Raw genomic sequence first — 22,008 nt, 5'->3', positions numbered from 1 at the left:
TGTGGCTGCGTCACCTCAGTCCGGCGTGACGATGGCGAAGTCGGGGTCGGGCGCATCGAGGTAGCCGGCGAGCTCGGCGAGCTTCGCGACATCTCCCTCCGCGACGACCGTTCCGTCGGCGATGGCCTTCCCGATGTCCGCGCCGCCGACCAGCACGCCCAGGAGCGTCGGACGGGTCAGGGTGAAGGTGGCATCCGCGCCGCCGGAGGACTCGCCGTCGAGGTCGTAGTGCACCAGCAGCCCGTTGCGGAGTTGCGTTCGGTGCACGACGTTCTCGTCGGTGACGCGCCAGTCGATGACGATGCGGGCCGACCAGGCCCGCGGTCCGTCGATCCGCAGGGACACCGCGTCGAAGACCTGCTCCACCGTGAGCGCGGCCGCGATGTCCGGGGCAGCGGTCGCGGTCGGGGTGCCCACCGACCCGTGACGCAGCTCGTGGGCCCCGGTGAGGTAGAAGTTCCGCCAGGTGCCGTTCTCGGCGCCGTAGCCGAGCTGTTCGAAGGTATACGCCTGCAGCGCCCGGGCCTCGGCGTTATCGGGCTCGGCGAAGATCACGTAGTTCACCGCCTGCGCCACCCAGCGGAAGTCCCCCTGCGCGAACGACTCCCGGGCCTTGCGCAGCACCTCCGCGGATCCACCCATGAACTCGACGTGCCGTTTCGCGGACTCCACAGGCGGGTGCTCCCACAGGTGTGCCGGATTCCCGTCGAACCAGCCCATGTACCGCTGGTAGATCGCCTTGACGTTGTGGCTGACCGACCCGTAGTACCCATGGGTGTGCCACGCCTGGGCCACCGCGGGCGGCAGTTCGATCTCCTCGGCGATCTCGATCCCGGTGCGGCCCTGGTTGATTCGCCGGAGCGTCTGATCGTGCAGATAGCCGTACAGGTCCCGCTGCAGGGACAGGAACTCGGTGAGCCGCTCGGTGCCCCAGGTCGGCCAGTGATGCGACGCGAACAGCACGTCGGACTTCGAGGCGTAGCGGTTGATCGACTCGGTGAGGTACTTGGACCACACGTGCGGATCGCGGACCAGCGCACCGCGCAGGGTCAACAGGTTGTGCAGGGTGTGGGTCGCGTTCTCCGCCATGCACAGCGCCCGCAGGTCCGGGAAGTAGAAGTTCATCTCCGACGGCGCCTCGGTGCCCGGCGTCATCTGGAACTCGATGCGCACCCCGTCGACGGTTTCCACCTGCCCGGTGGTGGACACGTGCACGGTGGGCGTGATCAAGGTCGGCGTGCCGGTGGAGGTGGTCTGGCCGAGTCCGGCGCCGAGACCGCCCCGAGGGCCGCGGGGCAGTGCGGCGCCGTACATGTACGCGGCTCGGCGGGCCATCGCGGTGCCCGCGTACACGTTCTCCTCGACGGCGTGTTCCACGAAGCCGACCGGGGCGAGGATCGGGCAGCGCCCCGCGGCCACGTCCTCCTCCGTCGTGACGCCCTTGACGCCGCCGAAGTGGTCGATGTGCGAGTGCGTGTAGATCACCGCCGTGACCGGGCGATCGCCGCGGTGCGCGCGGTAGAGCGCCAGCCCGGCGGCCGCGGTCTCCGCCGAGATCAGGGGGTCGATCACGATGACGCCCGTCTCGCCCTCGATCAGCGTCATGTTGGACAGATCCAGCCCGCGGACCTGATAGACCCGCTCGCTCACCTCGAACAGGCCCTGCTTGGCCACCAGCCCGGACTGACGCCACAGGCTCGGGTTCGCGGTCGGCGGGCAAGGTTCCTCGAGGAACGCGTAGGAGTCGTTGTCCCACACCACGGTTCCATCGCCCGCGGTGACCACGCCCGGCGTGAGCGCGGCGATGAACCCGCGATCGGCATCGGCCAGATCGGACTCGTCGGAGAACGGGAGCTGATTCTGCAGCGCGGCATTGGCCGATTCGATCTCGCTGGTCGCGTCCGCCGTTGTCGTCATCGTTACAAACCCCTCGCTACTAGGTGACACGCTGTCGAAACTGTGCGCGTGCTACATCCCGGTGGGGTGCAACACGCGCACATGCGGCGGAGCCGCGACTATCCGAGCAACTTCGCCTTGGCGGCGGCGAACTCCTCGTCGGAGAGCGCCCCCGACTGGTGCAACTGGGCGAGCTGCTGCAGTTTGGTGATGAGGTCGTCGCCCGCGGGAGCGGCCTGCGGCGCCTGCTGTGCGTACGCGGCCTGGGCCTGAGCTTGCTGTGCGTACGCGGCCTGCTGCTGCTCGGCCTGCTGCTCCGCATAGGCCTGCTGCTCCGCGGCCTTGCGCTGGGACCGGCGGTTCATCGCGTTGGACGTCGCCTGGGCGGTGCCCGCGACAACGGCGGTGCGCGCAACGGTGCCGAGCAATCCGGGACGGCCGACGCGGCCGGCTCTGAAAACCATGTGACTCTCCTGTCCTGAGTGCGGGATTACTACAGTGCGGCTTCGACGGCCGCCACGACCGCGTCGCGGGGGATCTGAACGTGCAGGGCGACCTCGCCTCCCGCGCTACGGACGGTCGAGGCGATCTGGCGTGCCCACGTCTGCTCGTAGACGATGACCGCGGCCGAGGTACCGGGCTCCAACGAGTCGCGAACCACATCGAGGTCCTCGTCGCTGATCAGTGCCTTGGCCTCGATCGACAGGATGGCGAGGCCGACGTCGTCGAGATCCTCGTCGACGTCCACCTGAGTGAGATTGCCGTCGGCGTCCTTCGAGATGTAGACGAGGTCGAGCAGCGTGACGTAACCCCGCTCGACCACATCCTGGAGCGCCGCGATGGTTCCGGGATCCACCTGGGCACCGGGGAAGGTCAGCACGACCAGTTCCACCGGGCCGATGTTCAATGAGTCGCTCATGTCTCAAGCCTGCCGCCGCGTGCGTCCGATCCGCCTCACCCTCGGCGGATGAGAAGCCGCCGGTTTCACCTGCAATGGATGAGGCACCATCGCCCGGAATCGGGGATCGTCTGACGAACAGTCAGATCCTTATGTGAATGGAGCTTGTGATGGACGATGTGAACTCGTTTTGGGATTTCCTGTGGCTGATCATCATCACGTTCGCCTTCGTGGCGTACCTGATGCTGCTCTTCTCGATCATCGGTGACCTCTTCCGTGATCACAAGCTCTCGGGTTGGTGGAAGGCCGTCTGGGTCTTCTTCCTCATATTCCTGCCGTTCATCACGGCACTGATCTACCTGATCGCCCGGGGTGACGGCATGACCAAGCGGTCGATTGCCGCCGCGCAGCATCTCAAGGACGAGCAGGACGCCTACATCAAGACGGTCGCAGGCAAGTCCCCGGCCGACCAGATCGCGGACGCGAAGGCCCTCCTCGACAGCGGCACCATCACCGAAGCAGAGTTTGCCTCACTCAAGAGCAAGGCGCTCGGCTGACCGAACACCCGACGGCGGCCGCGGGAGTCGTGGACTCCCGCGGCCGCCGTTGTCGTTTCGGGCACTACGGCTCGCCCAACACCGCCGCCGCCTCGTCCCGGAACGCGGCGAGCACCGCGGCGACGGCCGGGCGGTCGACGGCGGCCGGGCGAGTGGCCAGGTCATAGATCCGTGCGGCCCGCACCCCGGCGAGACGCTTGAACACCAGCCCGCGGTGGCCCAGCGCGAACCGCGGCATCAAGGCGACACCGTGGCCGCCGGCCACCAGTTCCTCGATCACCCGGAAGTCGTTGATGCGCTGCACCACCCGCGGCTGGACGCCGGTCACCGCGGCCACCGACTGCAGCACGTCGTCGACGGGGAACCCGCCGCGCACGCTGATCCAGCTCTCGTCGGCGAGCTCGTCCAGGGCGACCGACGGGCGCTCGGCCAGCGGATGCCCGGGCGGCAGCACCAGGTCGATGGGTTCGCGCATCAACCGCTCGATGCGCACCCGCGGGGAAATCAATGCCACTGCCCGCTCGTCCCGGTGTGTGAGGATCACGTCGTAGTCCGCGAGCAACTGCGGCACCGCCGACGACGGCTCGTCCACGTCGTGGGCCTCGATCTCGACGCCGAGATCCCCGATCCGGGTCAGCACCCCCGGCAGCAGCAGCGCCGCCCCGGAGGGGAAGAGCGCCACGCGAACCCGGCCGCGGGGCGACCCCCGGTAGGACGCCATCTCCGCGCTCGCCCGGTCCAGTGCGGCCAGCACGTCCTCGGCGCGCAGGACCAGGGCTTGCCCGGCATCGGTGAGCCGTATCCTGCGGCCGTCCGGCTCGAGGATCGCGACCCCCGCCTCGCGGGCGAGCACCTTCAGTTGCTGGGACACCGCCGACGGGGTCATCGAGAGCGCGGCTGCGGTCGCCGACACGGTGCCCCGGTCGGCCAGCTCGCGGAGCACACGAAGGCGTTCGGCATCCATGCAGGAAAGCTACTCTGTCCGGCAACCAACTTCGCCTTGCGCTTACACGTTCGTGTACGCCGAAGGGACCCCCGACCGTCGCGCCGATGGGCAAAAATCCATGATGCCGGCGGGGTGCACGGTAACAACGAGTAACCTTCAACAGATTCACACGGCGAGGGCCTGCCTCGGTTGGGCCCTCGCCGCGTTGCGTCATCGACCAACCCAGCGGGGGCGGGCACTCGGTCGGCCTCTCCTGCCACGATCCAAAGGAGTTCGGCCCCGTGTGTTCGATCCTCGGCATTTTCGGTCTGCAGCCCGGCGACGATTCGGCCGCGCTGCGCGTTCATGCCGTTGAACTCTCGCGTCGGCAACGGCACCGCGGGCCCGACTGGAGCGGCGTCTTCGTCGGGGACGGCGCGATCCTGGTGCACGAGCGTCTGGCGATCGTCGACCCGGCCAGCGGATCGCAGCCGCTGCTCTCCCGGGACGGTCACCTCGCCCTCGCCGTCAACGGCGAGATCTACAACCACCGCGAACTGCGCGACGCCAGCGGATACGACTTCACCACCGGCTCGGACTGCGAGGTGATCAGCGCCCTCTACCGCGACGGCGACCCGGACTTCGTGAACCGGCTCAACGGCATCTTCGCGTTCGCGCTGTGGGACGCCGAGCACGGACGCTTCCTGATCGCCCGCGATCCCATCGGCGTGATCCCGCTGTACTGGGGTCACGACGCGCAGGGCCGGATCTGCGTCGCCTCGGAGATGAAGGCACTGGTCGGGGTCTGCGACGACGTGGCCGCGTTCCCGCCCGGGCACATCTACGACAGCGCGGCCGGCGGGTTGCGCCGCTACTACGACAAGCCGTGGCGTGAGCACGCCGCGACCGAGGGCACCGAGGTCAGCCCGCAGGAGCTGCGCCGCGCGTTCGAGCAGGCCGTGCACCGGCAGATGATGACCGATGTGCCCTATGGCGTGCTGCTCTCCGGCGGCCTCGACTCCTCGCTGGTGGCCGCCTGTGCGGCCCGGTTCGCGCGCGACCGCGTCGAGGACGACGACCGCAGCGAGGCCTGGTGGCCGCGCCTGCACTCGTTCGCGATCGGCCTGGAGGGTTCACCCGACCTGGCCGCCGCCCAGCTCGCCGCCGACTCCCTCGGCACCGAGCACCACGGTTTCGTCTACACCTTCGCCGAGGGCCTCGATGCGCTGCCGGAGGTGATCCGGCACATCGAGACCTACGACGTGACCACCATCCGGGCCTCGACGCCGATGTTCCTGCTGGCCCGCCGGATCAAGGCGATGGGCGTGAAGATGGTGCTCTCCGGGGAGGGCGCCGACGAGATGTTCGGCGGCTACCTCTACTTCCACAAGGCACCGTCCGCGCAGGCCTTCCACGAGGAGACCGTCGCCAAGCTCGACGCCCTGCACAGCTACGACTGCCTGCGCGCGAACAAGTCGATGATGGCCTGGGGTGTGGAGGCCCGCGTGCCGTTCCTGGACCTGGAGTTCCTGGACGTGGCGATGGGCATGGACGCCAAGCACAAGATGGCCGGCGGCGGCCGGATCGAGAAGGCCGTGATCCGCGAGGCGTTCGACGGCGCGCTGCCCGAACAGATCCTGTGGCGGCAGAAGGAACAGTTCAGCGACGGCGTCGGCTACGGCTGGATCGACGGCCTCAAGGACCACGCCGAGGCCGTCGTCACCGATGCCGAGCTCGCCTCCGCCGCCGTCGACTTCCCGCACAACACCCCGGAGACCAAGGAGGCCTACCTCTACCGGCGGATCTTCGACCAGCACTTCCCCGGTCAGGCCTGTGCGGCCACCGTGCCGGGCGGCAAGTCGATCGCCTGCTCGACACCCGCCGCCCTGGAATGGGACCCCGAGTTCGCCGCGATGGCAGACCCCTCCGGCCGCGCCGTGCAGGGCGTGCACGAACAGGCACTGGCCAGGTAGCCGGCAGGCACGCGACCCCATGGACGGTTGATGTAGGAGAACTACATCAACCGTCCATTTTTATTCGATTGTTCTGATACTTTTGCTCGCTCACGATTGACGGCATGACCAACCGTGACCGCGCCCTCGGACTGACCGTCGCGCTGCTGTGGGGGCTGAACTTCCTCGCGATCCGCGCCGGGCTCGACCACTTCCCGCCGTTCTTCTTCGCCGCGCTGCGCTTCCTGGTCATCGCGATCCCGGTCGTGCTGTTCGTCCCGCGGCCGAAGGTGCCGCTGCGCTGGCTGGTTCTCTACGGGTTCGGGTTCGGCGTCGCGCAGTTCGGGTTCCTGTTCTGGGCGATGAACACCGGGATGCCGACCGGGCTGGCCTCGCTCGTGCTGCAGGCCTCGGCTCCGTTCACCGTGCTGCTCGGCGCCCTGCTGCTGCGCGAGCACGTGAGCGGCCGCCAGCTCCTCGGGATCGCGGTCGCGGTCTGCGGGATGGCGATGATCGGCTGGGACCGTGCCCAGCACGCGGCCCTGCTGCCGGTGCTGCTCACCCTGCTCGCCGCGCTCGGCTGGGCGTTCGGCAATCTCGGCAACCGGCTGGCCCGCGCGGACAACCCGCTGCGGTTGACGCTATGGATGACCGTGGTGGCGCCCCTGCCGATGCTCGCGCTCTCCGCCGCGGTGGAGGGCCCCACCGTCGGCTGGTCCGCCCTCGCCGGCTCCTTCAGCGCCGAGGGCTGGCCCGCGCTGGCCGGGCTCGCGTACATCGTCCTGCTCGGCACCATCGCCGGATCGGGGCTCTGGAGCGCGTTGATGAGCCGCTACCCGGCGGGCACGGTCGCGCCGTTCTCGCTGCTGGTCCCGATCGTCGGGATCGGGGCGGCGTGGCTGGTCCTCGGCGAGCGGCCCAGCCTCCTGTCGCTGGCCGGAGCGGTGGTCGTGGTCGTCGGCTGCCTCGGCGGAATGGCGCGGGCGGCCACGCCGCCCGTCGCGGCCCCACCCACGCCGACGCCACCGGCGGCGGCCCGTTCAGTGACGATGCCCACCCCCGAAGTGGCGCGGGTCTGACCGCGCCCGCGGGTGTGGAAAACTCTGCCCGTGTCTACACGTCATGATGGGGCCACCCGACCGGGCAATTCCGGGGCGACCCGCCCGGCCACCCGATTCTCCGTGCGCGGTCGACTCGCGCTGCGCGCCGCGGCCGCGGCGTCCTGGGCCTCGCAGAAGGCGGGCCGGGGCAAGGGCTCGATGATCGGCGGCCTGATCGCCCTCAAGATCGACCCCACCCTGATGACGCAGCTCGGCCACGGCAAGCGCACCGTCGTGATCACCGGAACCAACGGCAAGTCGACGACCACCCGGATGACCGCCGCGGCGCTGGCCACCGTCGGTGACGTCGCCACCCAGGCCGACGGCGCGAACATGGACGCAGGCATCGTCGCGGCGCTGAGCTCGCATGTGGACGCATCGCTCGCGGCCATCGAGGTCGACGAGCTGCACGTCCCGCACGTGAGCGACGCGCTCGAGCCGCAGGCGATCGTGCTGCTCAACCTCAGCCGTGACCAGCTCGACCGGGTCGGCGAGATCAACATGATCGAACGCAAGCTGCGGGCGGGCCTCGCCAAGCACCCCGACGCCGTGGTCATCGCCAACTGCGACGACGTGCTCGTCGCCTCCGCCGCCTACGACAGCCCCAACGTGGTGTGGGTCGCGGCCGGCGGCGGCTGGGCGGGCGATTCGGTGAGCTGCCCGCGCAGCGGCGAGCCGATCGTCTGGGACGAGCGGACCGGGGATGCGACGGGCATCGCCTACAACCACTGGCGCAGCACGGGAACCGAATTCGAGCGGCCCACCCCCGACTGGTGGCTCGATGACGAACACCTCTACGGCCCGGGCGGGGCGAAGATCCCGATGACACTGACGCTGCCGGGAAAGGCGAACCGCGGCAACGCCGCCCAGGCGGTCGCGGCGGCGGTCGCGCTGGGCGCGCGCGTGGAGGACGCCGTCGCGGCGGCCTCCTCGGTCCGCGAGATCGCCGGTCGCTACAGCACCGTCCAGGTCGGCGCGCACACGCTGCGGATGCTCCTGGCCAAGAACCCGGCCGGTTGGCAGGAGGCGCTGTCGATGATCGACCACGACGTGGACGGTCTGGTGATCGCCGTCAACGGCCAGGTCCCCGACGGCGAGGACCTGTCCTGGCTGTGGGATGTCCGGTTCGAGCATTTCGAGGGGGTCAAGGTGGTGGCGTCCGGCGAACGGGCGACGGACCTCGCGGTGCGCCTGACCTACGCGGGCGTCGAGCACACCCTGGAGCCGAACCCGCTGCACGCCATCGCCTCCTGCCCACCCGGACGGGTCGAGGTGCTGGCCAACTACACGGCGTTCCGTGACCTGAACACGGCCATCGCGAAGGAGAACAGGGATGCCTGAGTCGACCGTGCGGATCGGGCTGGTGCTGCCCGACGTGATGGGGACCTACGGCGACGGCGGCAACGCGCTGATCCTGCGTCAACGGCTGCGCATGCGCGGCATCGACGCCGAGATCGTCGAGATCACGCTCTCCGATCCGGTGCCCGAGTCGCTGGACGTGTACACCCTTGGAGGCGCGGAGGATTCGGCGCAGCGCCTCGCGACCCGGCACCTCGCCCGGTACCCGGGGCTGCAGAAGGCGGCCGGACGCGGCGCGCCCGTGCTGGCGATCTGTGCGGCCATCCAGGTGCTCGGGCACTGGTACGAGACCTCGGCGGGCGAACGCGTCGAGGGCGTGTCGCTGCTCGACGTCACCACCTCGCCGCAGGCCGAGCGCTCGATCGGCGAGGTGATCACCGCGCCGTTGCTCGACGGCCTCACCCAGCCGCTGACCGGGTTCGAGAACCATCGTGGCGGCACGAGCCTCGGGCCGGACGCGACGCCGCTCGGCCGGGTCACCCACGGCGTCGGCAACGGCGTCGGCGACGGTCTCGAGGGCGTGGTGCAGGGCTCGGTGATCAGCACGTACATGCACGGCCCCGCACTGGCCCGGAACCCGGAACTGGCGGACCTGCTGCTGGCGCGCGCGATGGGCGTCGACGCGCTGGAACCGCTGGAACTCGACGAGGTCGACCGGCTGCGGCGGGAGCGGCTCGCGGTCGGCCGCTAGTTGCACGTCAGATCAGAACGGGTGGTCCCGACCGGACTTACCCGCTCCAGTCTCGTCCTGCGCGGACGGAACCCGTGGCGCCGTCGAGGTCGTCGCCGAGTCCGGTGAAGAGGGCGACCATCAGTCGTTCGAGAACGCGACTGCGGCCGGGTTCGGCATGGATGTGTCCCGAGGACTCGAGCATCGCGTAGCCGTGCACGGCGCTCCACCAGGTGAAGGCCAGGTCGGAGGTCTTGGCGGGTCTGAGCCTGCCGGTGTCGACCGCGCGGGCCAGGTTCGCGCCGACACGGTCGAGGGTCTCGCGACGGCCGGCCTGGAGCTCTTCGGGCGTGACGGGTCGGAAACCACCGAGCGGCACGGTTCCGAACATGACCGCGTACAGCGCGGCGTTCTCGCTGGCGAACCGGAGGTACGCCGCGGTCTGGGCCGCGACATCACGGAGGGGATCCTCGGTCGTCGGGACTGCCAGGAGGCCCCCCTCGAGCACGGCGAAGCCCTCATCGACGACCGCACGCACGAGCGCTTCCATGCTCCCGAACCGGGTGTAGACCGACATCGTCGAGGTACCCGCCGCGTTCGCGACCTTGCGGGCGCTGAGCGCCGTCGGACCGTTCTCCGCGAGCAGGTGCGCCGCAGCGGTCACGAGGCTGCGACGCACGTCACTCGGGTGCGGCTCTTCCGCTTTGGCCGGACCTTCGAGATAATCGTCCATAACACTCGTTATACGCCGGGAGGATCTCGATGACAAGGCTTCGCCGTATTGCGTATCTGATGGTGATCGTGGCCGCGGTGCTCTATGCGCCGCTGGCCGTGAACTACATGTGGTTCACGGTGAACGCCGACGCACCGCAGTGGCAGGAAGCGATCACCGCGGCGATCAACGGCGGCGATTACGCGTACCGGGCAGGCTCGGTCGACTCGATCCGGGAGGTCGACTACCTCGACAACTCCTGGGTGATGCTGACCCACACGGTTCTCGGCGGGCTGGCCCTGCTACTCGCCGTGCACCAGCTCAGCCCGCGCCTGAGGCACCGCAACCTCGCCCGGCACCGCTGGGTGGGCCGGACCTACTTTGTCCTCATGACGGTGAGCATGGCCACCGCCCTTGTGTTTCTGCTCCGTGCGGGCGTCGCCCACTACCTCGGCGGCAACGGCTTCTACCTCCAGCTCTGGGCACTCGACCTCGGCACGCTGGTCACCGGCTTCATGGCCCTGCGGGCGATCCGCCGGAGGGACCTGATCGGACACCAGAGCTGGATCTACCTCAACTTCGCGCTGATGATGACGGCCCCGTTGCTCCGCGTGGTGTGGACCTTCCTCGCGCCCGCCTTCCCGGACCACGTCCTACTCGACAACCTGGACATGGGCGCGAGCATGCTCGGCGTCATCGCCCCGGGCGGCGCGGCGGTCGCCATGCAGTGGACCCTGCACAGCCGCCGCGCGGGCTCCACCGAGACGGCCTCTGCCCGCTCGTACGCCGCGTTGGGCGCCGCAGCGGCTGCCGCAGCCGCCGCACTCGCGCTCCGCTTCGGGCAGGTCGACGATGTGATTCCGCGCGGCGTGCTCTACCTCCCGCTCGCGTGCTCTGTCGGCTACACGGTCATCTGCCTGCTCGGCATCTGGCGAGCCCGGGTCGCGGCCGACGCCACGCTCGAGCTCCGCTGGCGCTGGCTCGCATGGGGAGCCGCGCTCGCGCCGCTGGGCGTCGTCGCAGTCCACCTCGCGACCGCCGTCCTCTGGGGTTCGCCCGCGGGCATGATCGGCGCACTGATGGTGGGCTTCACCGGCCCGATCGTCGTCTCGTACGTCCTGGTCGCCCGGTGGATCGCGGGCCGCGCGCCGTCCCTCCGGGAGGACCGGCTCGCCACCACTGCGCCGTCGGCCGCGTGACCGTGCCGAAGCCGTGACAGCTGGAATTACATATCATGATTTAACGGAATTACCCTCTCTCGGTCCGTCTCGTCGCTACCCTCGGACCGTTCTCGCTCGAGCACCATGCCAATGTCATCTCGATCGAAAGAGGAACCCCGTGTCCCAGCGAAACCTCATCCGGACCAAGTCGGCGGCGGCCCTCGCCCTGACCGCCGGTCTCCTGCTCGCTCCCGTCCCGTCGATCGCCGCGGCCGCCCCGACGCCGGTCGTCGCGCCGGCCGCGATCGACCACTCCCTGCACCTGACCGGCGCCCCCAACGCCCGAGACCTGGGCGGCTACAGCACCACCGACGGCAAGACGGTCCGATCCGGGCTGGTGCTGCGCAGCGACGCCCTCAACGCGCTGACCGCGGACGACCTGGCCAAGCTCGAGGGGCTGAACGTCAAGACGGTCGAAGACCTGCGCAGCAGCTTCGAGATCTCACGCGCACAGGACAAGCTCCCCCCCGGTGCCACCTGGGTGAACCGCGACGTGGCGGGCGGAAACCCCGCCAACGCGATCGCGATGTTGAACCTGGCCGAGTTCTACAAGGTCATGCCCACCGATGCCGGCGCCTCCGCCGCGTTCAAGGCCGTCCTGCTGGACATCAAGAACTCCCCCGACACGGTGCTGTACCACTGCACGAGCGGCAAGGACCGCACCGGCTGGCTGTCGGCGGTCCTGCTCACGATCGTCGGCGTCCCCCGCGAGACCGTGAACGCCGACTACATGCTCAGCAACGAATACGTCGACCCGGACAGCGGCGGGTTGGGCAGCGTCGGGAGCATCAGCGGGCCCAACCCCGTGGAGCAGGCCTGGCTCGACAACGCCTTCGCCGCGGCGGAGCAGAAGTACGGCAGCTTCGACAACTACGTGAGCCAGGGACTCGGCCTGACGAGCCAGGACATCGCCGCACTGAAGGCCAAGCTGCTCAGCTGATCACCTCGCGGTCGGCGGGTCGTGCGCTCGGCGAGTTTGCGCCGAGCGCACGATCCGGTCAGACCGCGACGAGTGGGGGCTTGTCCTCGGCGCGGCGATAATGCCCTGGGGCAAGCCCGTATTCGCGCTTGAACGCCTTGGCGAAGGCGAACTCGGAGTGGTAGCCGACCTTTCGGGCCACCACGCCGATCGAGCTGTCGGTCTCGCGCAGCAGGCGTGCGGCGGCCAGCATGCGCCATCGGGTCACGTAGGTCAGTGGCGGTTCGCCGACCGTGGCGGTGAAACGCCTGGCCAGAGTCGCCCGCGAGACGCCCGCGACGTCGCTGAGGTCTGGCACCGTCCACGAGCGGGCGGGATCGTCGTGGACGGCGCGCAGGGCGGCGGCGACCGCAGGATCCGCGAGTGCGCCCGCCCAACCGGTGGCGCGATCCCGCGCCTGCTCATCGAGCCACGCGCGCAAGATGAACAGCAACAGGGTGTCCAGCAATGCGGAAACTGCCGCGTCGCTACCCGGTCTCGGTTCGGCGATCTCGGCGACCAGTAGGTCCACGGCGCCGCGCAGCGCCGCGTGGCGGCCGAGACGCGCAGGGAGGTGGACGAATTCGGGCAGCTCATCCAACAGCGGATGACTTCGCTGCCTGCCCAGTCCATATGCCCCGCACAGCAACGCCGCCCGCACGCCCGGTCCGGATATCTCCCTCGGCTCGCCCGGTTGTGCGTACTCGGTGACCGAACTGCCGAGACTGTCCACCAAGTCGTGGTCTGCGCCGCGGGGCATGAAGACGACATCGCCGACGCCGAGCGCCATGGGTGCACCGGTAGGCGGCACCAGCCAGCAGGAGCCTTCGAGCACCACGTGGAAGCCGGCGCCCGGCACCACCGGGTACCTACGTCCCCACGGCGCATGACGGACGAACATGCCGGAGGTCGGGTTGCCCGTGCGGATCGCGGCAATGGCTTCGCTGAGAATGTCCACCACGCCACCCTACCGCTCAATGCGTGAGCGCCTGAGGCATAAAAGTGAGCAAATCAGCCATTGGTTCACTCAATCGATGTCCATACTGTTTGAGTCATGACAACAGCGAACTCCACCGAGTCCACCACGACCATCGCCGTCTACGGCGCCACCGGCGTCACCGGCGCCTCCCTCCTCACCGAGCTGAACCGCCGCGGCATCGCCTCGATCCTGGTGGGCCGCAACGCCGATCGGATGCGCGCCGCCGCCGCGGCCGCCGGGACACCTGCCGCCGAGGTCCGGGTGGCGGACCTCGGCGATCATGACGCGCTGGTGACCGCCTTCACCGGCGCCGACGCGGTGATCAGCAGCCTGCCCGCGTACGTGGAGCACGGCGAAGCGGTCCTCGCGGCCGCGATCGACGCCGGGGCGCACTACACCGACATGTCCGGCGAGCAACTCTTCCTCAAGCGGGTGTTCGACGACTACGCCGACCGTGCCGAGGCGGCTGGGGTGACGGTGGTCCCCGGGATCACCAACAGCAATCTGCCCGGCGACCTTCTCGGCCACCTGATCTCGCGACGGCTGACGGGTCCGGTGGAGATCGCGATGAGTCTCGTCGGCACGAAAGAAGGCAACGGGTCGAAGGGCAGTGCGCGGACGCTATTGGCCGGCCTGGACTGGTTCCGCACCGGCGGTTGGCACTTCGAGGACGGTGAGTTGCGGACCGGTGGGAACGCGCGGCGCCCCGAGATGACCTTCCCCGGCGCCACCGAGCCCACCAGCGTGTCGAAGTTCCCGCAACCCCCGGTGCTCACGATCCCCCGCCACTCCGACGTGTCCTACGTCGAGGGCGTGTTGGAGACCGCATTCCACAGCCAGCTGGGCGGCTTGAGCGCCGAGATCGTCGAGTCGCTACCAGACGAGCCCACGCCGGGCCTGAGTTACGACTTCGTGGTCGACGCGTTCGGCGCCGACGGCCGCATGGTGCGCGGCGTGGTGAGCGGCCGCGACGCCTATGTCGACTCGGCGCTGATGGCGGTGGAGGCGGCGGTCCGGCTCACGGACGGCGCAGCCGAGTCCGGCGCGCTCGCGGCGGCCGAAGCCTTCGATGCTGAAGGCTTCCTCGATGCACTCGCGCCCTTCGGCATCACCTGGACCGTCGACGAGCGGTGAGACAGGGGTTCGGCCGGGGATGTAGCGATTGATCGCATCCTCGGCCGGATCTCGCGACGCGGCACCTGGCCCGCTACCCGGCAGTCCGTTGAATAGCCCTGAAATCGCGAGGCTACCGCTTTAGCGAGAGTGGCAGAATCCAAAGATAGAGACAGGGTCTGCCACTGTGGCGGGCGGTGGCTCACCGCCATCGCCAGTGAGGAGACGTAGTGCTGCACCATCGAGGGTGTTCCGAAACCGGATGAATTAGTTCGATGGCCGATGTTGATCCGTTCAAGACTCAGCGCCACGCGGGTCCCGCGGTCGCTGCCGAGTTAAGAGCTGCCGGATTCCAGGACGCCGAGGAGATCGGTCGCGGCGGGTTTGGTGTCGTGTACCGGTGCACGCAGGCGACGCTCGACCGAACGGTGGCCGTGAAGGTGCTCGCCGTCGACTTCGACGAGGACAACCGGGCACGCTTCTTCCGGGAACAGCGGGCAATGGGGCGCCTGACGGGTCACCCCAATATCGTCGAGGCCCTGCAGGTGGGTGCTACCGAGAGCGGTCTCCCATTCATCGTCATGCAGTACCACGAGCGGGGCTCCCTTGATGCACTGATTCGTCGCAATGGTCCGTTGTCGCTTGAGGACGTGCTCCGGCTCGGGGTGAAGCTCGCGGGTGCCTTGGAGACCGCACACCTCCTCGGCATTCTTCATCGTGACGTCAAACCTGCGAACATAATGCTCACCGAATATGGCGAGCCGGCGCTGACCGATTTCGGAATCGCCCACCTCGCCGGCGGATTCCAGACAGCTACCGGGGTAGTGACAGGTTCGCCGGCGTTCACCGCCCCCGAGGTCCTTGGAGGTCAGGCCCCAAGTACGGCTTCAGACATCTACGGTCTCGGCGCCACTCTGTTCTGTGCGATCACCGGGCATGCCGCCTTCGAACGCCGAAGCGGTGAGCAACTCGTGGCGCAGTTCGTGCGGATCGCCAGCCAGCCCATTCCCGACCTCCGGGACAATGGAATCGCCGACGATCTGAGCGCTGTTGTCGAACGCGCGATGTCCGGCGATCCTGGCGACCGGCCGTCCGCAACCCAACTGGGTAACGCGCTCCGGGAAGCTCAGCGCCATCACGGTCTCCCCGTCGACGAGATGGCTCTACCCGGCCAATCGGTTGGTGGTGTTCAACGTGCGCCACAGGGGACCTCCACACCCCGTTTGAAGGGCAACCTTCCTCTGGAGTTGACAAGCTTTGTCGGTCGCCGACGCGAACTGGCTGAAGCGAAGAACTCGCTGACGTCTTCCCGACTGGTGACACTAACCGGGATTGGTGGGGTGGGGAAGACGCGCATCGCACTGCGGCTCGCGACGATGACGGAACGCAACTTCAAGGATGGCGTTTGGCTGGCCGAGCTCGGTGAGTTGCGCGACGAATCACTGTTGGTGGACGTCGTGGCGGCCGCACTCGGGTTGCGTGATCGGACGGCGAGGCGGCTGGACGAGCTTATCGTGGACTATCTCGCTTCACGCGACCTGCTACTCGTCCTCGACAACTGTGAGCAGTTGGTGGGAGCGGTGGCGGAGCTGTCCGAGACACTGCTGAGGACCTGCCCTCGGCTACGCATCCTTGCGACCAGCCGCGAGGCCTTCGGAATTGACGGTGAAGCCGTGCTGCGGGTGCCCCCCATGACAGTCCCCGATCGTGAGCCGTCACTACAGGGCATGCCCCGCTACGACGCTGTGACGTTGTTCGCCCAACGCGCGGCGACGGCCGTTCCAACGTTTGTGCTCACCGACGACAACCGAGTGGTGGTTGCCCGTATCTGTCAACGGCTGGATGGGTTGCCGTTGCCGATCGAGTTGGCGGCGGCCAGGTTGCGGGCGATGTCCCCCGAACAGATCCTGCAGCGGCTGACGGACCGATATGCGTTGCTGACGCGGAGAAGCCGGGGTACGCCGCCACGGCAGCAGACCTTGCGGTTGTGTATCGACTGGAGTTATGGCCTGTGTACACCGCAGGAGCAGCTCGTGTGGTCGCGACTGTCGGTCTTCGCCGGCAGCTTTGAACTCGATGCGGCAGAAAAGGTCTGCGGTGGCGGACTGGACCCGGAGAATGTGCTCGACGTGCTGACCTCCCTGGTCGACAAGTCGATCCTGATCCGGGAGGAGCAGGGCATCGTGGTGCAGTTCCGGCTGCTCGAAACCCTGCGCGATTATGGCCGCGAGGAGGCGCAGCGGAACGGAGACTATCCGGAACTTCGTCGCCGGCACCGGGACTGGTATCAGCAGTTGGCGCTCGACGCGGAGGCCGAGTGGATCAGCTCGCGTCAACTGGTGTGGATCGCACGGTTCGAGCGAGAGCAGCCGAATCTGCGTGAAGCGCTGGAGTTCTGCCTATCCGAGCCGGATAACAGCGACATCGAAGTCGGTCTTCGGATCGGCGCGGCGTTGTATCTGTACTGGAGCGCCCGAGGCCTACACACTGAGGGTCGACACTGGCTCGATCGCCTCCTAGCCCGCAATGCCGGCCAGGCCACCGCCGCAAGGATCAAGGCGCTGTATACCAACAGCGTAATGGCAGAGGTCCAGGGAGACTTCCATACAGGAGCCGCCCTGGTGGCGGAGGGACGCGCGCTCGCTGAACAGATATCGGATCCGGTCACGAAGGCCTACGTCGACCACGCGGAGGGTCTCCTGGCGCTCTTCAGTGGGGAACATGCTCACGCTTGCTCGCGATTGAAGGACGCACTTGTGGTATTCCGCACCGCGGGCGAACTCACTCTGCAAGTCGAGGCTTTGGAGATGCTCGGGCTTGCATGCGATTCTCTCAATGAGACTGCGCAAGCGCTGAATTACTATGAGGAGGTCCTCGCAATCACGAAAGCGCGCGGCGAGTCTGTCTACCGATCCTATACATCTTGGGCCATGGGCGTCGCATTGTGGCGACAAGGTAGTTCCAGTCGCGCAGTGGGATTGCTGGAAGAAGGGTTGCGTCTGGCTCGACATGCGGATGAACCCCTCGGCTCGGCGGTGTGTATAGAAGCACTTGCCTGGATCGCGGCCAGCAACGGCAGCGCGAAACGCGCAGTCGTGCTCATGGGCGCGGCCCAGACACTCCAGCAGGTCGCGGGGAGCACGCCGGCCTTCCTTCCTCACTTACTGATCCACCATGAAGAATCCGAGCGCACAGCACGACGGGCTCTCGGGGAGCGTGCGTTTCACTCCGCCTACCGGGAAGGGAGGGCGCTGAACTCCGACGCCGCTTTCGCTTACGCTCTCAACGAGCAAGTCTCAAGCCCTGCCCCACTTACCCGGATGCAGGTGACACTGACCAAGCGAGAGCGGCAGGTTGCTGACCTTGTCGCCGAGGGCTTGACCAACAAGGCGATCGCATCCCATCTTGTCATCTCACAACGCACCGTCGAAGGGCACGTGGAGCACGTGCTCGCCAAACTTGGCTTTACCTCCCGAGCACAGATCGCTGCTTGGGTTGTCGAGCAAGCTCAGCTGTCCTGATTTACCTACGGCTGGAAGTGGCAACTGAATCTACCTGCCAACGAGCGGCAGGTCATCGAGCGAGTAGGTGCGCTCACGGGGCGCTATGTAATCGGCGATGTTGTTCCCGTCGATGATATCCGTGTCGACGACATAGGTCTTCTCCGTCTCGCCGTTGATGGCGTCACGCATTGCGGCCACAGCCACCCAACCGTTGGCGACGGCGTTCGCGTCGATCGTCGCGGTCATCCGGCCCTGGCGAATGGCGTCGATCGCTGCGGCATCTCCATTGATGCCGGTAACCATGATCCCGCTACCGGTTCCGGTGGAGACAGTCCGGCCGCTGCCCGCGATTGCGGCGGAGATACCGAGGGCGGACGCATCGTTGTAAGCCCAGAATGCTTCGACATCCGAATGCGCGGTCAACAGATCCTGGGCGAGCGCGGCGGCGTTCGCAGTGGTGTCCTGGGTGTTCGACTGCGAGGCAATGATATCGAGGCCCGCTTCTTCAGCAGCCCTCGTGAAGCATTCGGTATTGGCCTCCACCGAGGGAACCGGCGGACCACCCATGATGATGATCTTCATGTCAGGCTTGGCCACGGCGAACATCTTCGCGAGCTGCTCGAGCGGCCCACCGGGATCACAGCGGTTGACCGCCCACCAGGTAGACGAACTGACGCCGGCGCCTCCCGAATTCATCCCGATAACCGGTATTCCCGCGGACTGAGCATTCGAGTACACCCCGCCGACCGCACCCGCGTCCAACGACCAGGACGTCAGCGCCGAAACGTCTTGATCGATCATCGTCTGGACGTTTGACACCTGCGCATCCGCCGAGAGGTTGGCGTCGTAGACCTTGATTGTCCACCCAAGTGACTCGGCAGCCGATTCCAGGCCGAAAACCGTGTCCTGCTGAGCCTCTTGGGCCATGACGGGCGACGAATAGGCGACGGTGACTTCGCCTTGCCCCACGCCCGATCCCGCACCGGCACCCGAGCTGCACGCGGCGAGTCCCGCTGCGAGCACGATCGCACCGACGCCTACGAGAGTGGACCTCCTACGAACCATCATGGATATACCTCTGCCTAGGTGAATTCTCGAATGCGATGAGGCTTCGCCCTGACCGCTGCTCATCCGGTTTCCTCCTGCTTGTTCGACACCGCTCGGTTACGCGTGTACTTGTCAAAGACGGCGCGCATCGACATGCCGTTGTTCTGCAGAAGTCCCAGCCACACCGCGATGATGAGTAGTGCGCCGTTGACGGCTTGTCGCCAGAACGTCGACACATCAGTGAGCGTCATCGCGTTCTGCACGACGCCGAGAAAGAGAACTCCCAGCGCGGTTCCGCCGATGCTGCCGCGACCACCGGAAAATGAAGTGCCACCGATTAATACCGCCGCCAGCACACCGTTGAGTAACGAGACGTCGATTTGTGGTGCCGCCCCGGTGAGGCGTCCGACCTGAATCAGACTCGCGATGCCTGCTGCCGCCCCCGCAAGCAGATACACGTACACGGTCGTGCGAGGGACGTTGATTCCGTTCATTCGCGCCGCCTCAGAATTCGACCCTATCGCAAAGACTGAACGCCCGAATCGGGTGTACTTGAGTACGAAGGCACATGCCCCGATCATCAGGAGGTCGAACACGAGGACGATCGAAACGCCGCCGACCGTTCCAGTAGCAAAGGTACGAACCGGCGAGAATTGCTCGATTGTAAAGACATTGACGGTAGTTCCATCACCGATGATGAGCGCGAAGCTCGTTGCGATGGAAGCCATACCGAGGGTCACCACCAGAAACGACAACCTGGCTCGTGCGATCAGCAGTCCATTCGCCAGACCAAACGCCCCGCCAGCGGCAAGTGCGGCGAGCATCGAGGCGACTAGCGGCCACCCCGCCTGCAATGCAAGGCCGAAGACCATTCCTGCCGCAGCCGCCACTGCGGTCGTCGACAGGTCGATTCCGCCCGAGATGATGACGAACGTCGCACCGAGAGCGAGTAACAGCGCCACACTGTTCGACCCGACGATGTTGACGACATTCGACCAGGTTCGGAATGCCGGTTGCGTCAGGCACAGGAATACGACGACGGCACCCAGTGCTATCAGCACGCCGCCCTGATCGTGCAGACGCAAGGGGAACCCGGTCCGGCGCTTGTGCCTCTTCTCAAACGAATCGGCAGGCGCCGGGACATCGAATGTGTTCGTCACGTTCGTTCCTCACAATGCTGACTGATGGGTTACGGCCGGCGCATTCCTGCCCGATACCGCGGCTTCGTTGACCAGCTCCTCGGTCATCCGGTCACCGGTGAACTCGCCGCAGATTCCGCCCCGGTACATCGCGACTATTCGGTCGCTCATCCCCAGCAATTCGGGTAGTTCCGAAGAAATGAGAACGACGGCGGCGCCCCGGTCGGCCTCGGCGCGCAGGAATGCGTAGATCGCGCTCTTCGATCCGACGTCGACGCCACGTGTCGGCTCGTTGAGTACGTACACCGGGCAGCCGAGGTCGAACGTCCGTCCGAGGATTATCTTTTGCTGATTGCCGCCGGAGAGCACCCCGACCGTTGTGTTCGCCGACGCCGTTCGCACCGCGTATCGCTCGATCGAACGCTGGACGACGGTCCGTTCCAATGCGCTGTTCAGGAAGCCGAACGGCATGAGCCGCTTCATATTTGCCAGGGAGAAATTCTCCGTGACACTTCGTTCGAGCAGAAGTGCTGCACCTTTGCGATCGTCAGGCACGTAACCGATGCCCCCGAGCCTGGCATCCAACGGTGTATGCAGTGAGATGGCTTCGCCGTCGACCTCCACGGTGCCGAGCGACGAAATCGCACCCGCCAACGCCAACCCAAGCTCCAGCTTCCCGCAGCCTGCCAGTCCTGCCACGCCGAGGATCTCGCCGCGCCGCACGTCCAGGTCGGTGGGCTGCAGGGCACCATCAGCGGTGCGCAAACCGCTCAATCGCAGCGCCGGTACCGCCGAAGATTCGGAATCAGGCGCCGACGACGTCCGCGATCCGTAGTAGTCGCCGAGTTCGCGACCGACCATCAAGCGCACCAACTCCCGCTCGGGGGTGCGCGGCAGGCCAACCGTGTCCACCAATGCACCATCGCGAAGCACAGTCGCCCTCGTCGCGGTGCGATAGATCTCAGGCATCCGGTGGGTGATCATCAGGACCGCGACACCCTTGTCGCGTTGTTCTTCGACCACCTCCATGAGGCGCGCGGCCGACTTCTCCGACAGACTGCTGGTCGCTTCGTCGAGAATCAGAACCCGTCCTCGCATCGACAACGCACGCGCGATCTCGATTTCCTGCTGCAGCTCGAGTCTGAGATCGCCCACGGATGCGGTCTCGTCAACGCCGACGTCGAGCCGGTCGAGCAACTCGCGAGCAGCAGCGTTCATCGAGCGCCAGGACACCGTGCCGAACCGCCCCACAGGTGCCCGTCCCATATAGATGTTCTCGGCCACGCTCAACGTGGGATTCAGTGTCAATTCCTGACTTATGGTGACGATTCCGTGACTCAGGGCCTGGCGCGGACTCGCTATGCTCACCACCTGCCCATCGATGGTGATCACGCCGGCGTCGGCGCGATGCGTCCCGGCCAACAGCTTCGCCAACGTCGACTTCCCTGAGCCGTTCTCGCCCGTCAAGGCGTGCACTTCGCCTGGGTAAAGTGACAGGTCCACCGAGTCCAGAGCCAACACGCCGGGAAACCTCTTCACCATCCCGCGCATCGTCACGAAGGGGTGTCGCACGACGGGGCCCTGCAGGCTATCTGCGTCATGCATGCGTGACTTCCTCCAGTCGACTGCCGAGGGATCGGACAAGGATGAGACCCTGCCACCGGGACCGGTGGATGGATGGCACGGTAATGGGGCGTCCTCCGGACGGGCCAACCTCTCGTTCCAGTGGACGGAAAGCGCAGGCCAACTACCCGAACTCTGATGCGCCGTGTCCTTAGGGAACCGGACGCGCCGTACAGCCCGCGTCGCGCCTGTACGGTCTGCGTTCCATTGCGTGCACTCGGATCATGTCATCGTCGCGGATTCGGCCACCTACGAGCACGTGGGTAACGAATTCCTCAGCATCCCAAGGATTCCGGTGAAGTAGACCACGAGCCACACGTCTTGGCCGAGCGGCGTGAAGGGCTTCACGGACTTAGC

General features: G+C 67.0%; 18 protein-coding genes. 9 read left to right on the top strand and 9 right to left on the bottom strand.

The annotated features are described in order from the left end of the window. Positions 1 to 15 precede the first annotated feature (15 nt). The 3 genes from ACFQS9_RS25050 to ACFQS9_RS25040 all read right to left on the bottom strand — a co-directional run bounded on the left by ACFQS9_RS25050 (position 16) and on the right by ACFQS9_RS25040 (position 2,815). Entirely contained in the window at positions 16 to 1,917 is a 1,902-nt protein-coding gene (locus ACFQS9_RS25050) for an alkyl/aryl-sulfatase (protein ID WP_378409259.1), read from the bottom strand. A 98-nt stretch (positions 1,918 to 2,015) separates the two neighbouring features. After that, positions 2,016 to 2,360 carry an SHOCT domain-containing protein gene (locus ACFQS9_RS25045; RefSeq protein WP_378409258.1) on the bottom strand — a complete coding sequence of 115 codons (345 nt, stop codon included), beginning with the start codon at positions 2,358 to 2,360 and terminating at the stop codon, positions 2,016 to 2,018. 29 nt (positions 2,361 to 2,389) lie between these two features. Continuing rightward, positions 2,390 to 2,815 carry a DUF6325 family protein gene (locus tag ACFQS9_RS25040; RefSeq protein ID WP_378409257.1) on the bottom strand — a complete coding sequence of 142 codons (426 nt, stop codon included), beginning with the start codon at positions 2,813 to 2,815 and terminating at the stop codon, positions 2,390 to 2,392. Between the two features lie 158 nt (positions 2,816 to 2,973). Here ACFQS9_RS25040 and ACFQS9_RS25035 point away from each other — a divergent pair, with 158 nt between their 5' ends. After that, positions 2,974 to 3,351 (top strand): SHOCT domain-containing protein, encoded by a 378-nt coding sequence (locus tag ACFQS9_RS25035; protein ID WP_378409491.1) that lies wholly within the window; start codon positions 2,974 to 2,976, stop codon positions 3,349 to 3,351. A 64-nt stretch (positions 3,352 to 3,415) separates the two neighbouring features. Here the strand turns inward: ACFQS9_RS25035 and ACFQS9_RS25030 are convergent, their stop codons facing one another. Beyond that, on the bottom strand, positions 3,416 to 4,315 hold the full coding sequence (locus ACFQS9_RS25030) for a LysR family transcriptional regulator (RefSeq protein WP_378409256.1): 900 nt from the start codon (positions 4,313 to 4,315) through the stop codon (positions 3,416 to 3,418). Positions 4,316 to 4,578: 263 nt separating this feature from the next. Between ACFQS9_RS25030 and asnB the strand changes: the two genes are divergently transcribed. The 4 genes from asnB to ACFQS9_RS25010 all read left to right on the top strand — a co-directional run bounded on the left by asnB (position 4,579) and on the right by ACFQS9_RS25010 (position 9,378). Next, complete coding sequence (gene asnB, locus ACFQS9_RS25025; RefSeq protein WP_378409255.1) at positions 4,579 to 6,249, top strand: asparagine synthase B; 1,671 nt, start codon at positions 4,579 to 4,581, stop codon at positions 6,247 to 6,249. 104 nt (positions 6,250 to 6,353) lie between these two features. After that, positions 6,354 to 7,307 carry an EamA family transporter gene (locus ACFQS9_RS25020; protein WP_378409254.1) on the top strand — a complete coding sequence of 318 codons (954 nt, stop codon included), beginning with the start codon at positions 6,354 to 6,356 and terminating at the stop codon, positions 7,305 to 7,307. Positions 7,308 to 7,409: 102 nt separating this feature from the next. Continuing rightward, complete coding sequence (locus ACFQS9_RS25015; RefSeq protein ID WP_378409490.1) at positions 7,410 to 8,669, top strand: Mur ligase family protein; 1,260 nt, start codon at positions 7,410 to 7,412, stop codon at positions 8,667 to 8,669. Then, a complete protein-coding gene (locus ACFQS9_RS25010; RefSeq protein WP_378409253.1) occupies positions 8,662 to 9,378 on the top strand; it encodes a type 1 glutamine amidotransferase in 717 nt (238 codons plus the stop codon). The genes ACFQS9_RS25015 and ACFQS9_RS25010 overlap by 8 nt, the downstream gene beginning before the upstream one ends. A gap of 37 nt (positions 9,379 to 9,415) precedes the next feature. On the opposite strand, the gene ACFQS9_RS25005 is transcribed toward ACFQS9_RS25010, so the two are convergent. Then, a complete protein-coding gene (locus ACFQS9_RS25005) occupies positions 9,416 to 10,090 on the bottom strand; it encodes a TetR/AcrR family transcriptional regulator (RefSeq protein ID WP_378409252.1) in 675 nt (224 codons plus the stop codon). Positions 10,091 to 10,119: 29 nt separating this feature from the next. Between ACFQS9_RS25005 and ACFQS9_RS25000 the strand changes: the two genes are divergently transcribed. Next, positions 10,120 to 11,268, top strand: a complete 1,149-nt coding sequence (locus tag ACFQS9_RS25000; RefSeq protein ID WP_378409251.1) for a DUF2306 domain-containing protein — start codon at positions 10,120 to 10,122, stop codon at positions 11,266 to 11,268. A gap of 139 nt (positions 11,269 to 11,407) precedes the next feature. Continuing rightward, positions 11,408 to 12,229, top strand: a complete 822-nt coding sequence (locus ACFQS9_RS24995) for a tyrosine-protein phosphatase (RefSeq protein ID WP_378409250.1) — start codon at positions 11,408 to 11,410, stop codon at positions 12,227 to 12,229. Between the two features lie 58 nt (positions 12,230 to 12,287). Here ACFQS9_RS24995 and ACFQS9_RS24990 read toward each other — a convergent pair whose 3' ends face one another. Continuing rightward, positions 12,288 to 13,205, bottom strand: coding sequence for an AraC family transcriptional regulator (locus ACFQS9_RS24990; protein WP_378409249.1), 918 nt, complete (start codon positions 13,203 to 13,205; stop codon positions 12,288 to 12,290). Between the two features lie 96 nt (positions 13,206 to 13,301). On the opposite strand from ACFQS9_RS24990, the gene ACFQS9_RS24985 reads away from it, so the two are divergent. Together ACFQS9_RS24985 and ACFQS9_RS24980 are read left to right on the top strand one after the other, a co-directional pair. Continuing rightward, on the top strand, positions 13,302 to 14,360 hold the full coding sequence (locus tag ACFQS9_RS24985) for a saccharopine dehydrogenase NADP-binding domain-containing protein (protein ID WP_378409248.1): 1,059 nt from the start codon (positions 13,302 to 13,304) through the stop codon (positions 14,358 to 14,360). A 254-nt stretch (positions 14,361 to 14,614) separates the two neighbouring features. Beyond that, on the top strand, positions 14,615 to 17,860 hold the full coding sequence (locus ACFQS9_RS24980; RefSeq protein WP_378409247.1) for a protein kinase domain-containing protein: 3,246 nt from the start codon (positions 14,615 to 14,617) through the stop codon (positions 17,858 to 17,860). Positions 17,861 to 17,890: 30 nt separating this feature from the next. Here ACFQS9_RS24980 and ACFQS9_RS24975 read toward each other — a convergent pair whose 3' ends face one another. From ACFQS9_RS24975 to ACFQS9_RS24965, 3 genes are all read right to left on the bottom strand, one after another. Then, positions 17,891 to 18,865: a sugar ABC transporter substrate-binding protein gene (locus tag ACFQS9_RS24975; protein ID WP_378409246.1), complete on the bottom strand. Its 975-nt coding sequence runs from the start codon at positions 18,863 to 18,865 to the stop codon at positions 17,891 to 17,893. 104 nt (positions 18,866 to 18,969) lie between these two features. Continuing rightward, positions 18,970 to 20,049, bottom strand: a complete 1,080-nt coding sequence (locus ACFQS9_RS24970) for an ABC transporter permease (protein WP_378409245.1) — start codon at positions 20,047 to 20,049, stop codon at positions 18,970 to 18,972. 9 nt (positions 20,050 to 20,058) lie between these two features. Beyond that, a complete protein-coding gene (locus tag ACFQS9_RS24965) occupies positions 20,059 to 21,633 on the bottom strand; it encodes a sugar ABC transporter ATP-binding protein (RefSeq protein WP_378409244.1) in 1,575 nt (524 codons plus the stop codon). Positions 21,634 to 22,008: the final 375 nt, after the last annotated feature.

Source organism: Rhodococcus daqingensis (assembly GCF_042665615.1).
In the GTDB taxonomy this organism is placed as follows: Bacteria; Actinomycetota; Actinomycetes; order Mycobacteriales; family Mycobacteriaceae; genus Rhodococcus_G; species Rhodococcus_G daqingensis.
Note: the sequence above shows the minus strand (reverse complement) of the source record. Positions and strands in the feature narration are given on the sequence as shown.

Bases quoted from the DNA above. Each gene is read 5' to 3' on its own strand.
- ACFQS9_RS25050 (WP_378409259.1), bottom strand. From the start codon at position 1,917: ATGACGACAACGGCGGACGCGACCAGCGAGATCGAATCGGCCAATGCC.
- ACFQS9_RS25045 (WP_378409258.1), bottom strand. From the start codon at position 2,360: ATGGTTTTCAGAGCCGGCCGCGTCGGCCGTCCCGGATTGCTCGGCACC.
- ACFQS9_RS25040 (WP_378409257.1), bottom strand. From the start codon at position 2,815: ATGAGCGACTCATTGAACATCGGCCCGGTGGAACTGGTCGTGCTGACC.
- ACFQS9_RS25030 (WP_378409256.1), bottom strand. From the start codon at position 4,315: ATGGATGCCGAACGCCTTCGTGTGCTCCGCGAGCTGGCCGACCGGGGC.
- ACFQS9_RS25020 (WP_378409254.1), top strand. From the start codon at position 6,354: ATGACCAACCGTGACCGCGCCCTCGGACTGACCGTCGCGCTGCTGTGG.
- ACFQS9_RS25010 (WP_378409253.1), top strand. From the start codon at position 8,662: ATGCCTGAGTCGACCGTGCGGATCGGGCTGGTGCTGCCCGACGTGATG.
- ACFQS9_RS25005 (WP_378409252.1), bottom strand. From the start codon at position 10,090: ATGGACGATTATCTCGAAGGTCCGGCCAAAGCGGAAGAGCCGCACCCG.
- ACFQS9_RS25000 (WP_378409251.1), top strand. From the start codon at position 10,120: ATGACAAGGCTTCGCCGTATTGCGTATCTGATGGTGATCGTGGCCGCG.
- ACFQS9_RS24985 (WP_378409248.1), top strand. From the start codon at position 13,302: ATGACAACAGCGAACTCCACCGAGTCCACCACGACCATCGCCGTCTAC.
- ACFQS9_RS24980 (WP_378409247.1), top strand. From the start codon at position 14,615: ATGGCCGATGTTGATCCGTTCAAGACTCAGCGCCACGCGGGTCCCGCG.
- ACFQS9_RS24965 (WP_378409244.1), bottom strand. From the start codon at position 21,633: ATGCATGACGCAGATAGCCTGCAGGGCCCCGTCGTGCGACACCCCTTC.